Origin of the sequence: Pedobacter psychrophilus (assembly GCF_001652725.1) — a bacterium.
Taxonomy (GTDB): domain Bacteria; phylum Bacteroidota; class Bacteroidia; order Sphingobacteriales; family Sphingobacteriaceae; genus Pseudopedobacter; species Pseudopedobacter psychrophilus.
This window is the reverse complement of the sequence record NZ_LWHJ01000022.1, coordinates 252,104-264,960: the sequence shown is the minus strand read 5'-3', so window position 1 is coordinate 264,960 and position 12,857 is coordinate 252,104. Positions and strand designations below refer to the sequence as shown.

The 12,857-nt window shown below is 32.8% G+C and carries 9 protein-coding genes and 1 pseudogene; 7 read left to right on the top strand and 3 right to left on the bottom strand.

The window, feature by feature from the left end; all coding sequences use genetic code 11:
- Positions 1-280: 280 nt before the first annotated feature.
- The 3 genes from A5893_RS05930 to A5893_RS05920 form a co-directional block, all read right to left on the bottom strand.
- The gene (locus A5893_RS05930) at positions 281-835 is read right to left on the bottom strand and encodes an REP-associated tyrosine transposase (RefSeq protein WP_068821634.1); all 555 of its coding nucleotides are present in this window, start codon (positions 833-835) and stop codon (positions 281-283) included.
- 96 nt (positions 836-931) lie between these two features.
- A complete protein-coding gene (locus A5893_RS05925) occupies positions 932-3,388 on the bottom strand; it encodes a DUF5686 and carboxypeptidase regulatory-like domain-containing protein (RefSeq protein ID WP_068821633.1) in 2,457 nt (818 codons plus the stop codon).
- Positions 3,389-3,454: 66 nt separating this feature from the next.
- On the bottom strand, positions 3,455-5,608 hold the full coding sequence (locus A5893_RS05920) for a DUF5686 family protein (protein ID WP_157687482.1): 2,154 nt from the start codon (positions 5,606-5,608) through the stop codon (positions 3,455-3,457).
- A gap of 93 nt (positions 5,609-5,701) precedes the next feature.
- Between A5893_RS05920 and kbl the strand changes: the two genes are divergently transcribed.
- From kbl to A5893_RS17440, 7 genes and pseudogenes are all read left to right on the top strand, one after another.
- Positions 5,702-6,892 carry a glycine C-acetyltransferase gene (gene kbl, locus A5893_RS05915; protein WP_068821631.1) on the top strand — a complete coding sequence of 397 codons (1,191 nt, stop codon included), beginning with the start codon at positions 5,702-5,704 and terminating at the stop codon, positions 6,890-6,892.
- Between the two features lie 142 nt (positions 6,893-7,034).
- Complete coding sequence (gene pheS, locus A5893_RS05910; RefSeq protein ID WP_068821630.1) at positions 7,035-8,177, top strand: phenylalanine--tRNA ligase subunit alpha; 1,143 nt, start codon at positions 7,035-7,037, stop codon at positions 8,175-8,177.
- Between the two features lies 1 nt (position 8,178).
- Positions 8,179-8,601: a Rieske (2Fe-2S) protein gene (locus tag A5893_RS05905; protein ID WP_068821629.1), complete on the top strand. Its 423-nt coding sequence runs from the start codon at positions 8,179-8,181 to the stop codon at positions 8,599-8,601.
- Positions 8,601-9,176, top strand: coding sequence for a TetR/AcrR family transcriptional regulator (locus A5893_RS05900; RefSeq protein ID WP_068821628.1), 576 nt, complete (start codon positions 8,601-8,603; stop codon positions 9,174-9,176). Before A5893_RS05905 ends, A5893_RS05900 begins: the two co-directional genes overlap by 1 nt.
- 181 nt (positions 9,177-9,357) lie before the next feature.
- On the top strand, positions 9,358-10,173 hold the full coding sequence (epsC, locus tag A5893_RS05895) for a serine O-acetyltransferase EpsC (RefSeq protein ID WP_068821627.1): 816 nt from the start codon (positions 9,358-9,360) through the stop codon (positions 10,171-10,173).
- Positions 10,173-11,048 carry a cysteine synthase CysM gene (cysM, locus tag A5893_RS05890; protein ID WP_068821626.1) on the top strand — a complete coding sequence of 292 codons (876 nt, stop codon included), beginning with the start codon at positions 10,173-10,175 and terminating at the stop codon, positions 11,046-11,048. The genes epsC and cysM overlap by 1 nt, the downstream gene beginning before the upstream one ends.
- A 200-nt stretch (positions 11,049-11,248) precedes the next feature.
- Positions 11,249-12,765 (top strand): annotated as a pseudogene (locus tag A5893_RS17440) (MiaB/RimO family radical SAM methylthiotransferase).
- Positions 12,766-12,857: the final 92 nt, after the last annotated feature.

The following is a 12,857-nucleotide window of genomic DNA, read 5'->3' as shown; positions in this document are numbered from 1 at the left end:
AGCAACTTTTTTATCATGAATAACAAGAAAAGAAATTTTAAAAAAATTGAAGAAAAAGATGTCAGTGTTTTAACAAAAATAATAGTTCTTATAGCGATAATTTTTTTTCTTTACTTAATGTACAGATTTGGAGGGCCTGGTCAAACTTGGTATCCTGGGAAACCTTATTATGAAGATAATTCTTTCTGGTTTTTTAATAACCTGTTCTATCTTTAGTCTTTAGCGAAGCGATGACTAAAGATGCATAAATAAAAAAGAGTCTTCAGACTCGCTGTAATGATTAAACAAAATCAATTTTCAACAATCCTTCTTCATCTCCAAAATAATCAATACCAGAAGAAAGTAAATAATCTTTTTCTTCTTTAACTAATCCGACTTTAACCGGATTATAGTGCAAATAGTTTATTTTAGAATTGAAAATTTCTTCTGAATCCAATTCAATCGGATGATTATCTTGTTGCCAAAACTGATATTCCTTATTCCTATTATTCGCTTCTCCTGCTTTTTTAAAAATCCAAATCATCCAGTTTTTTCTACTTTCAGTAGTTGAGTTTTCAATTTCCTTAATAATTTTTACAGAAGTGAATTTTTTAAAATCCCTTAACACATCAGACAATTTATTTTTTTCATCCGTTGATATAATCAAATGGATATGATTACTCATTAAACACCAAGCATGAATTTTCAATCCTTTATTTTCCTGACAAAATTTTAAACTATCGATAATGATATCAGAATAGATTTTTCTTGTAAAAACATCAACCCATTGCACAACCGCAAACGTTATAAAATGGATAGAATGCTGGTTATGAATTAAATATCCTCCTTCTGACATAATTTATCTTTTTGAGTCTGTAGACTCATTTCTATAACAAATCCGTAGAGAGCACTTCGCTAAACTCTACGGATAGAGAGTCAATCCCTAACGCATTTAAAACCCATATGCTATTTTAAATCCAGAATGCATTTGTTTATTACCATCAAAAGCAAAACCATAAAAAACTTTTATTCCTGTATAAGCCAAACCGAAATATAATTCCTTATAATCTGTTAAATGCGGCGTACTTAAATAATTAAAACCTACCAATTCTTGAAGTTTCAATTTTCTTAACAACGGGATTTTATTAGTAAAAAATCCTTTGAAATTTTGCTCGGCGTGGCCTTCAATATAACTTTGGTTGGTGCTTTCTAAATAATAATCTAAAAATAAAAATTGGTTTTGTCCTGGCGTAAAAGATAAAGCCTTGTTTCCTCTAAAATGATTAAAATCTGGAAACTGTAAATTTTTAGAAGTCAAAAACTTTCCTGTTTCTGCACTAAAGTCAAACTCTCCGTAAAAGCCTAATTTGATATTAGATTTACGAATACCTAAACTTAAAAAGTCATAATTAGCATCCGAACCTACTATGTTTTTTATAGCCTTTTCATATTTTAAAGTTAAAACTGGCCACTTTGACGGCAAATAGAATTTTCCTGTTGGATAGGTTACGTATTTACTGCTGAAATTATAACTTAAAGAAGCATTGATGTTAAAATTTTGATATTCATTAAATAGCAAGAAATCAGACTGTGGAACGTAAGGATTATTAGAAGTATAATCAGATTCTGGATCATTACGGAAAGCGTAACTTGAACTATTTGGCAACCATTTATTATTTTGATAAGCTAAACCAACATTCGCAGAAAGGCCAAATGGCAAGCGAGATGAAAGATTAGCTTCTCCATATTTCTTTTGATAAAACTTTGAATAATTACGTTCGTAAAATAAAGAGTTAATGGTATTTCCGAAAGTGCTCAATGTGCCATTATCATTTAAATCCAAAACATCAGAACCTAAACGTAAGCCTAAGTTCAATTTTTTACCTATCGGAATGTTTGCAGAAGTATTGGCGTTGAATAGTTTGTTAGAGAATCCGTACCTGATATTCCCCTTTAAGGATAAAGATCTATTATTTATAGTATCAATCCTTTTGGTATAACTAGCGCCATAATTAATACCAAAACCTTCTACCGTATTAAAAAATATGGCAGGCAAAAGTGGGTCAATGTGATAAAATTCTTTCTTAAATCTATTTCTTGGATTGTATCCACCCAAAAATATTTTACCAAACTTTAGGTTATTATTCACTTTGTCTAAGCTATCTAAGTAAGGTTTTGATTCCCTCCTTTTGGCAATGCTATCTTTTTTTATGTAGTTGCTTGTTTCTTCTTTAGTGAGTGGAATTGGCCTGGCATTAGACCAGTATATAGAATCTTTTTTATTTACTTCTTTAGTGATTTTTACAACCTCTTTAAAATCTTTAGGATTTAGTTTTGGGTTTAAAACGTAATTACTGTAAACGCCAACATAATATCCTCCAAATCGGAAACCAAGAAAACCTCCTGTAAACTCTAGCTTTACATTTGACGGCATCCAGGTTTTTCTAGTAACAGGTATATAAGTTTGGTTTATTTTCAAAGTATCTAATAAATTGATGTTAGATTCTTTACTCATCAATAAATCAGTACTATAAATTCGCCAACTATCTTCTACAATATAAATGAATCCGCGGTAAGCAGGATCATATTTTCTCTTTGGCAAAATTTGTATTTTATTTATAAACTCACCGTTTTCTACGGTGGTTCCAATCAGTTTATAATCGTAATAAAACAAAGCATTATCTGCAATTGGAGAAACAAATGGACGGTTACTTAATCCATTCCATTCCTGGGTATTTTCATAAAAGTTTAACAATAATTCGGTTGCTCTATTAAAACTGAAAGATCGATTTCCACCTGCAACTTTAGAAGAAATCATTTCCTCGTGATAACTATTTGGCGGCAAAAAACTTAATATAGACTGAGATTCTGATTGATAAAGTATTCCTGTCCGATTAGAATCTAAGCCTATTTCCTGACCTGCTTTTTTAATATCCCTTCCCAAAAATTTCTCTGGGGCTTTTAATAATTTTTGTATTCCTTTAAGATAAACCTCACATGTGTAAGGTGGGGTTTCCTTTAGATATTTTTTGCGCTGTTTGATGGCTTTTCTAATGATGGCGTAAGCAGGATCTTCTCCTCCTGATTTTACTACCACATCCTTAAGTTCAAAAACCTCATCACTTAAAATAACATTTAGCTCGATGTTTTTATCTATTTCTACAGATTTTACTAACTGTTTAAAACCAATTGCGCTAAAGGCTAAATCATATTTTCCTTTATTAACCTTTAAAACAAACTCACCTTCCTTATTTGCGGATGTGCCTTTTGTGGTTCCTTTTATAAATATAGTAGTAAAAGGAATAACTTGTTTTTGATTGTCAGTTATTTTTCCCTTAATGATGAATTGTTGGGCGAAAGTTGACGATATAAAGGAGATAAATAATAAGAGAATAAATATTTTTTTCATACTAATGATTTTCTCAAAGATGAAAAATTTTAAGAAAAGGTTACAGGTATTAATCCTTAAAATATGTTAAAAAGCAAATGATATCCTAAATCCTTGGTTTAGCAATCCAAACTTATCGAAAGACCAGGCATAATCTGCTCTGAAAGCCCATCTTCTTAAACCTATATAAGCTTCAAAATAATCTCCCCTGTCCGGCTGGGTTAAATATCCCCCACCTAATAATTCCTCTAGTTTTAATTTTCTGATCACTGGGATCCTGGCAGAAAACTTTTGGTTAAAATTATGTTCAAAATGTGCTTCCATAAAAAACCTGCTAGTGCTATAGGTATAAAAATCTAACAAATGGAAACTCTTTAAACCAGGATTAAAAACCAAGGCAGAGTTACCGCTAAAATGTCTCCATTCTGGGAAATATACAGTTTTTGCATCTAAGAATTTCCCGGCAGAAACAGAATAAGAACCATAGCCCCATAAACCCATATCTAGTTTTTCATGTTGAATTTCTCCCTCTAAATAATTGTAATTTGATTCGGAATGGAAAATCCCATTAACACCTTTTCTATAATTAACGATAAAACGAGGACCTAAGGGTAATTTATAAATTTTAACCCCATCCTTTAAAATATAAGGCTGCCTTAAAGTATAGATTAAAGAACTGTTAATAAAAAATGCAGTATAATTAGGGAAAATCTTGTCGCCAAAATTTGGAGCTATTGGATTGTTAGAGCTAAAACCTCTATCTCTAATATTTCTAAAGGCATAATCTCTGGTATTGTTAGCTGCATAATTTCTAGAAATTTCGGTACCTATAGAAAGATAAAAATTACCTACTAATTCTCTCCCAATTCCCATACTCAAATACTCTTTTCTGTAAAGCTTCATAAAGTTTTGCTCAAAAAACAGCGTATTTAAAGTGTTCTGCAAAGTACCTATGGTTCCGTTTGGGTTTAAATCTCTATAAGTACTACCAGCACTAAAATTTACCAATCCCCTACTTTTAGGTTTATAAAGCCATGATAATGAGACATCCGAGTTTAACTCGTTATTGCTTAAACCGTATCTAACCCTTGGCTTTATCGACCAATACTTGCCATCTTTAGAAAATGAAAGAAAATTTACACCGTAGCTTAAACCAGCACCTTCTACTGTGTTATAAAAAAACGCAGGGAAAATCGGATCAAATAGAATCAAGTTTTTCTTACTCTTACTTTTCCAAACTAAATCAGAGAAAAATAAAGGGAATAGTCTAACTTTTTTTGATAAGCCTGATAAAGAATCTGATTCAATTTCATCTTTTCTAAATTGGTTTAAAGAGTCTTCATAGGCATAAGAAAGTCGTTCTTGTAAAGTGAGAAATATGCTTCTGTCTTTTACAAGTTTGTTAGAATGGTAAGCGGATGAATCATCCTTTACTATTTCGTTTTTACCAAAGGTTTTTAGAGAATCTGGATTTACTCCGGTCTTAAAGTTATTGAATATTGCTTCACTTTTGCCGGTGAAAATAAACCTCAAAAAATCGCCATTATAATTTAAAACTGTATGTGTTGGCTTAAAATCTTTATACGTTTGCAATACCTGTAGTGTATCTATAAAGTCAATTCCCTTAGTACCAGTAGTTTTTAAATCAACATCTTTAAGAGCATAATTTTTAATGTTAATAGTAATATTTCCTGTAAATGTGGGAGCGTATTTATGTTTGGGTACTACATTGATTTTTGCCGTAAAACTATCTTTTTCAATTAAATAAAAATTATAGTCTTTAAAAGCATTTTTTTCTAATGGGGATATAAAACTTTTATCACTCAATGCTTCAAATTTTACTAAATCGTCAGCAAAATTAACTTGTAATTGAGCAGGACTTTTAAAATCCCAAGATGGATATTTACCATAAGTTTTGGTAGCTTTTACCAATTCCTTAAAACCTAAATTCTTATCGCTATATAATTTTGAAGAGGTTTCATACAGCCAAATTAATTGACGATTCTTTAAATTACTCCTGATTTGGATTTTCTTTCCTAAAATTGTTTTTGGTATGTTTTCTAGAATTAAATTACTTTTTAAATAAGCATCCGACTCAAAATTTTGAACCCTGTTTAATTTTTGAACCTCAATAACTTTTCTCATAAACTGTTTTACCCATGTTGTAGAATCAGTTAAAACTGCCCCTTTAGCTATAAAAGGCAATAAAAACATCATGAAACACAAATAAATTTTATTCATAAAAACAATTTTCAAAGGCTTTTATTCTTAATAGATAAGAACGAAATTCTTACATCCAAAAATGATTCCTTATTTTTACTTTAAAAAATAAATATGTACAAAACATTGAAACCAGTTCTTGAGAAAGAATTAAACGATATTAAATCTGCAGGATTATACAAGAAAGAAAGAATAATAGTTTCGCCACAAGGGGCAGATATAAAAGTTGATAACGGAAACGATGTTCTTAATTTTTGCGCTAATAATTACTTAGGACTTTCTTCACATCCAAAGGTAATTGAGGCCGCTAAAAGCGCTATTGATACTCACGGTTATGGTATGTCATCAGTACGCTTTATATGTGGCACTCAAGATATACATAAAGAGTTAGAGAAAAAGATTTCTGAGTTTTTAGGAATGGAAGATACCATTCTATATGCTGCAGCTTTTGATGCAAACGGAGGTCTTTTTGAACCTTTATTTGATGCACAAGATGCGATCATTTCCGATGAATTAAATCACGCTTCTATTATTGATGGCGTTCGTTTATGTAAAGCACAACGTTATCGTTATAAACACGATGATATGGAGGATTTAGAAAAGCAATTACAAGAAACCCAAAATTTACGCCATAGAATTGTTGTAACCGATGGTGCTTTTTCCATGGATGGTACCATCGCACAATTAGATAAAATTTGCGATTTAGCCGATAAGTACAACGCTTTGGTAATGATTGATGAATGCCATTGCAGTGGTTTTATGGGCAAAAACGGACGTGGAACTCATGAGCATCATAATGTAATGGGAAGAGTTGATATCATTACCGGAACTCTAGGAAAAGCTTTAGGCGGTGCATCAGGCGGTTTTACATCAGGCCCAAAAGAAGTAATTGATATTTTACGTCAACGTTCTCGTCCGTATTTATTTTCTAACACCTTGGCTCCTTCTATTGTAGGCGCATCTATTGCGGTTTTAGACATGCTTACAGAAACCACAGAACTAAGAGATAAATTAGAAGAAAACACTAAATATTTTAGAAATAAAATGACTGAAGCTGGTTTTGACATCAAAGCTGGTGTGCATCCAATTGTACCTGTTATGCTTTATGATGCGCAATTATCGCAAGATTTTGCAGCAAAGATGCTAGAAGAAGGCATTTATGTAATTGGGTTTTACTATCCTGTTGTCCCAAAAGATAAAGCTAGGATTAGAGTGCAAATGTCTGCAGGACATGATAGGAATCACTTGGATAAAGCAATTACTGCTTTTGTAAAAGTTGGTAAAGAGTTGGGAGTGATTAAATAAAATTATTTGGGCGTTTTTACGGGCTATCCACTATATCTTTTTTGTGAAAACCAAAAAAGGATGTCGTTTCTATCCCTAACGCAAATAAATAACATGGTTAAGTCCCAAATTATCGGGACTTTTTTTATTAAATTTGTGGCTTATGCAGTCTAAAATCAATCAATATACTAGTGAAATCGAAGCTTTTGAACCCAAGTCGGCAGAAGAGTTAGAGCAATTTCGTATTAAATTTTTAGGTACAAAAGGTATTATCAAAGATTTATTTGATGAATTTAAAGCGGTATCGCCAGAAGAAAAACGTGTTTTAGGCAAAGTATTAAATCAGTTTAAGCAATTAGCAGAAGCAAAATTTAACGACTATAAAGATAATTTCAACACCGGAACACATGATGCTGCAGCTTCAGAAGATTTAACGTTACCTGGAGAAGGTTTTGAAATTGGTGGCAGGCATCCTTTAAATTTAGTAAGAAAAGAAATTGTCGAGATTTTTAAAAGACTAGGATTTGTTTTAGCAGAAGGACCTGAAATTGAAGACGATTGGCATAATTTTTCTGCTTTAAACTTCCCAGAAGAGCATCCAGCAAGAGATATGCAGGACACCTTTTTTGTAGCCTCCCCCTCAATCCCCCTCCAAGAGGAGAGGGAAGCGCATGGTTACTCTTCAAATGAAAAAAATATAAATGTTGCAAATCAAGCAGGACAGGCATCTCCCCAATTAGGGGGGGAGAACGAGAGGGGGGCTTATGCATTAAGAACTCATACTTCTTCAGTTCAGGTAAGATTGATGGAACAAGGAAAACCTCCTTTTAGAGCTTTAATGCCAGGTAGGGTTTATCGCAATGAGGCAATTTCTGCAAGAGCACATTGTTTCTTCCACCAGGTAGAAGGATTATATGTTGATGAAAATGTTTCGTTTGCAGATTTAAAGCAAACGCTTTATTATTTTGTACAAGAATTATATGGCGAGGGAACAAAAGTAAGATTTAGACCTTCTTATTTTCCTTTTACAGAACCTTCTGCAGAAATGGATATTTCTTGTACCATTTGCAAAGGTGCAGGCTGCCAAATGTGTAAATATAGCGGTTGGGTAGAAATTTTAGGTTGCGGAATGATAGATCCTAACGTTTTGGATAATGTCAATATCGATTCTAAAAAATTTACTGGTTTTGCCTTTGGGATGGGAATTGAAAGAATTACCAATTTAAAATATCAGATTAAAGATTTGCGTTTATTTTCTGAAAACGATGTTCGTTTCTTAAAACAATTCCAAACGGAAGTCATATAAAATGAAAAAACTAATCTTCTCCCTATTCGCCATTTTTTGTTTTATTAACCTGTCTTGTAGCAAAGATGATATTGATCGTGTACCAGACGTTCCAGTAAATTATTCTGCATCATTATCATTTCAACTACCTAAATTAAATCAGACTGGTGGCGTGGAAGTTGTTAATAATGCAAGTGTAGGCGTTGCGGGGCTGGTTTTATATAACAGTGGGAATGGGATTTTGGCCTATGACCGTTGTAGTACCGTAAACCCAATACAAAGAAATCCGGTTTTTCAAATCAACCAAACACCTTTGGTAGAGGATAAGGTATCTGGAGCATATTTTAATTTAAGTGATGGCTCTGCATCTAAAGCACCTGCAACAAGGCCACTTAAGCAATACAGTGTAAGTATAAATGGCGATTTACTCACAGTTATAAACTAATGGAAATAGATAAGATTAAAGAAAGTATTAAGAAGGCGGCGCAAGATCTATTTCGCAAATACGGCTATCATAAAACAAGTGTAAATGAAATTGCCAAAAAAGCAAAAATCGCAAAGGCAACCATTTATAAATATTTTGAGAGTAAGGAATTAGTGCTTCATGCCATTTTAATGGATTATCTTAAAATCAGTTTAAACGAGGTAATTCAAAAAGACACCAGAAGTATTGACAAAGAACAGCACTTAACAGCTTTGATATTAAAAGTCAGCAAACTTTCTTATACCGTTTGCAATGAGTTTATAGGTTGGGATTTTATTCGAGAATCTACCAATGCTCAAGGATTTTTGAAAGACCTTTCAGACGAATTAGAAAATCTACTTTATACGGAATTCATCGCTATAGAAGAATTAAATGATGATGAAACTTATCCAGAAAGGTTAAGATTTTTAATCAAAGCCAGTAAAAGTATCATTTTCTCTTTTGCCTTTACATCTGTAAGTGATGCCGATGTAAGAAAGAATTTCATATCCTTCCAAAAGGAAATTTTACCTTATTTAGTGAAGGCTGCTTTGTAGATACTATTTTAATTATTAATTCATTTGATTCTGCAAAAGCAATAAATGACGCTATAAAATAATTATAGTTCATAATATTTAAAGGCGATGAGAAAACTCATCGCCTTTTTTGTGTAATCCGAATCACAAAATTGATTTAAAGCCTATTAAACTTATATACTTTAATTTACATTTGCTGTAGATGAATAAAGATTTCATAAAAACTCTTTTTGATAGGCAACAAAGGGCGCAGGCTATTCCAACCAATCAATCAATTGCAGATTGGGCATTAGAAATTATTGGTTTAATGTTTCCAGAAGCTTCTGATAAAATTTTTAATTCTGATGAAGAGATTTCACAAGAATTTACAAACCTCCAGCATCAGTTAAATAATCTTTTAGATGCAACCCAAGCCTGTAAGGATTGCAATAATGATATTATAGCTGCTCAGTTTTTTGATGATATTCCAAATCTTTATCAAAAATTAAAAAAAGATGTAACCGCATTAAATGACGGCGATCCGGCAGCAAATAACGAATTTGAAGTCATTAGAACTTATCCTGGTTTTTGGGCAATTGCTTTTTACAGGATTGCACATCAATTATTAAAATTAAATACTCCACTTATTCCTAGAATATTAACTGAATTTGCTCACTCAAAAACAGGAATTGACATTCATCCCGGAGCGCAAATTGGTGATTATTTCTGTATTGATCATGGAACAGGCATCGTAATTGGCGAAACTGCCATCATTGGAAAAAATGTAAAATTATATCAAGGTGTTACTTTAGGTGCATTAAGTGTGAGCAAGAATTTAGCTGGTGTTAAAAGACATCCTACGGTAGAAGATGGAGTTGTAATTTATAGCAATGCTACTATTTTAGGCGGGGAAACTACACTTGGTCAAAATAGCATCATCGGCGGTAATGTTTGGTTGACTAAAAGCGTCCCTTCAAATGCCACCGTTTACCACACTCCATCTATAAAAGTTATCGAAAATTCAAATCATCCAATATAATGGCTACCATCATAGATTTAGTTGGAAACACTCCTTTAGTTGAGATTCAGAAATTAAACACTAATCCAAAAGTTAAGATTTATGCAAAATTAGAAGGGAATAACCCTGGAGGAAGTGTTAAAGACCGAGCTGCCTTAAATATGATTAAAAGTGCTGTTGAACGTGGGGAGATTAAGTCTGGAGTTAAATTAATAGAAGCTACCAGTGGAAATACCGGAATTGCTTTGGCGATGATTGCCAGACTTTTCGATTTGGAAATTGAAATTGTGATGCCAAAAAACTCTACGAAAGAGCGCCTACAAACAATGGAAGCTTACGGAGCGACAGTAATTTTATTGGATGATATTGAGAAATGCCGTGATTATGCGGATGAGAAAGGTGCATCTGGTGATTATTTTTTGTTAAATCAGTTTGCTAACGCTGACAATTATTTAGCGCATTATAAAAATACTGGTCCAGAAATTTGGAAAGATACCAACCATAAAATTACCCATTTTGTAAGTTCAATGGGAACAACAGGAACCATTATGGGCACTTCCATGTTTTTAAAAGAGCAAAATAAAAATATTCAAATTGTGGGTTGCCAACCAACAGAAAATTCATCCATACCTGGAATTAGAAGATGGCCAAAAGCTTATTTACCTAAAATATTTGATGCATCGAGAGTTGATAAAATCATTGATATTTCTGAAGAAAATGCCATTCAAACTACTCGCCTGTTGGCTAAAAAAGAGGGAATATTTGCTGGAATGAGCAGTGGCGGAGCTTGTTATGCTGCTTTAAAACTAGCTGCAGAACTAGAAGAAGGATTAATTGTTTTTATTGCTTGCGATAGAGGTGATCGGTATTTGAGTAGTGATTTATTTTCTTCTTGATTAGTCTCGTGATTTTAAAGATTAAAATATTACACAGATTTATTGAGTTTTCAAATACGTAGAGATAGCACTTGGGCTATCCGACATGTTTTAATTTTAATCCTTCCAAAAATCATTAAACCATCATTTTTAAATTTACTGTCTGCCAAACTGTCATTTACCACAAAATTCCTTAGTTTTGCATTCCAAATAAATAGCGAATGTTAGAATTAGATTTACCTTCTAAACAACACGATGAAAATCGCCAAGGAGAAGCCTTAATCTTAGAAAAAAAACAAGGGAAAAATGGAGTAGAACGAAAACTATACATTGAAAGTTATGGCTGTGCTATGAATTTCTCTGATAGTGAGATTGTAGCGTCTATTTTAAGTGAGGAAGGTTTTACTACTACTTCAGAATATGAAGAAGCAGATGTTATTTTCATCAATACTTGCTCTATCCGTGAAAACGCAGAAACAAGGGTACGCAATAGGCTGAAACAGTTTAAAGCTATCAAAAGACAAAATAAAGATTTAGTGATTGGTGTTTTAGGCTGCATGGCTGAAAGATTAAAATCTAAATTTTTAGAAGAAGAAAAATTAGTTGACGTAGTTGTTGGCCCAGATGCTTATCGCGATTTACCCAACTTAATTGCTCAAGTAAACAGCGGACAAAAAGCAATCAATGTTTTATTATCAAGAGAAGAAACCTATGCAGATTTAAGTCCGATCAGATTAAATTCTAATGGAATAAGTGCTTATGTTTCCATTATGCGAGGTTGCGATAATATGTGCTCTTTTTGTGTTGTTCCATTTACAAGAGGAAGAGAACGCAGCAGAGATGCCTATTCAATTGTAAAAGAAGTTCAAGATTTATATAATGAGGGTTACAAGGAAGTAACGCTATTAGGTCAAAATGTGGATTCTTATAAATGGTCGCCTCATCCTCGGTCCTTCTCCAAAGGAAAAGGAAGCGCAGGGCTAGAAAGCGAGCAACAGAACAACAATGCAAATAACTCCCTCTCCTTTGGAGAGGGTTGGGGCGAGCTCCTGTCAACTTCGCCAATCTTTTAGAAATGGTTGCAAAGGTAAGTCCTGAAGTAAGGGTTAGGTTTTCTACCTCGCATCCAAAAGATATTACTGATGAGGTTTTAGAAACCATTGCTAAATATGATAACATCTGTAATTATATCCATTTGCCTGTACAATCAGGAAATTCTAGGGTGTTAGATTTAATGAACAGAACTTATACCAGAGAATGGTATTTAAATAGGATTGATGCCATTAGAAGAATTATTCCAACTTGTTCCATTTCAACAGATGTTATATCTGGGTTTTGTAGTGAAACTGTAGAAGATCATCAAGATACTTTGAGCATGATGGAATTGGTTAAATATGAGTTTGCTTATATGTATTCATATTCTGAAAGACCAGGAACGCCCGCAGCTAAGAAGTTTGCAGATGATATCCCAGAAGAAGAAAAACAACGCAGGTTAAGGGAAATCATCGATTTACAGCAAGAAAATAGTTTTTATAGAGCTCAAAAAAGAGTTGGGAAAACTGAAAGGGTATTAATAGAAGGGTTATCAAAAAAATCCAAATCAGATTTTTGTGGCAGAAGCGATCATAACCACATGGTGATATTTCCTGTTAAAGAAGGATTTAAGCCAGGTGATTATGTGGATGTTTTAATAGAAAGAACAACTACCGCAGTTTTGATTGGAGTAATTGTAGGATAGTATTTAGATTTGAGTAGTGAGTATTGAGACCTATCAAAATTTCAAAAAAGCTTCTCATTTATAATATTTCAATTATAAAAAAATAAAAGACG

What these genes read in the sequence shown, in the direction of transcription:
- A5893_RS05930 (WP_068821634.1), bottom strand. Translation starts at nt 835, where the DNA reads ATGTCAGAAGGAGGATATTTAATTCATAACCAGCATTCTATCCATTTT.
- A5893_RS05925 (WP_068821633.1), bottom strand. Translation starts at nt 3,388, where the DNA reads ATGAAAAAAATATTTATTCTCTTATTATTTATCTCCTTTATATCGTCA.
- A5893_RS05920 (WP_157687482.1), bottom strand. Translation starts at nt 5,608, where the DNA reads ATGAATAAAATTTATTTGTGTTTCATGATGTTTTTATTGCCTTTTATA.
- kbl (WP_068821631.1), top strand. Translation starts at nt 5,702, where the DNA reads ATGTACAAAACATTGAAACCAGTTCTTGAGAAAGAATTAAACGATATT.
- pheS (WP_068821630.1), top strand. Translation starts at nt 7,035, where the DNA reads ATGCAGTCTAAAATCAATCAATATACTAGTGAAATCGAAGCTTTTGAA.
- A5893_RS05905 (WP_068821629.1), top strand. Translation starts at nt 8,179, where the DNA reads ATGAAAAAACTAATCTTCTCCCTATTCGCCATTTTTTGTTTTATTAAC.
- A5893_RS05900 (WP_068821628.1), top strand. Translation starts at nt 8,601, where the DNA reads ATGGAAATAGATAAGATTAAAGAAAGTATTAAGAAGGCGGCGCAAGAT.
- epsC (WP_068821627.1), top strand. Translation starts at nt 9,358, where the DNA reads ATGAATAAAGATTTCATAAAAACTCTTTTTGATAGGCAACAAAGGGCG.
- cysM (WP_068821626.1), top strand. Translation starts at nt 10,173, where the DNA reads ATGGCTACCATCATAGATTTAGTTGGAAACACTCCTTTAGTTGAGATT.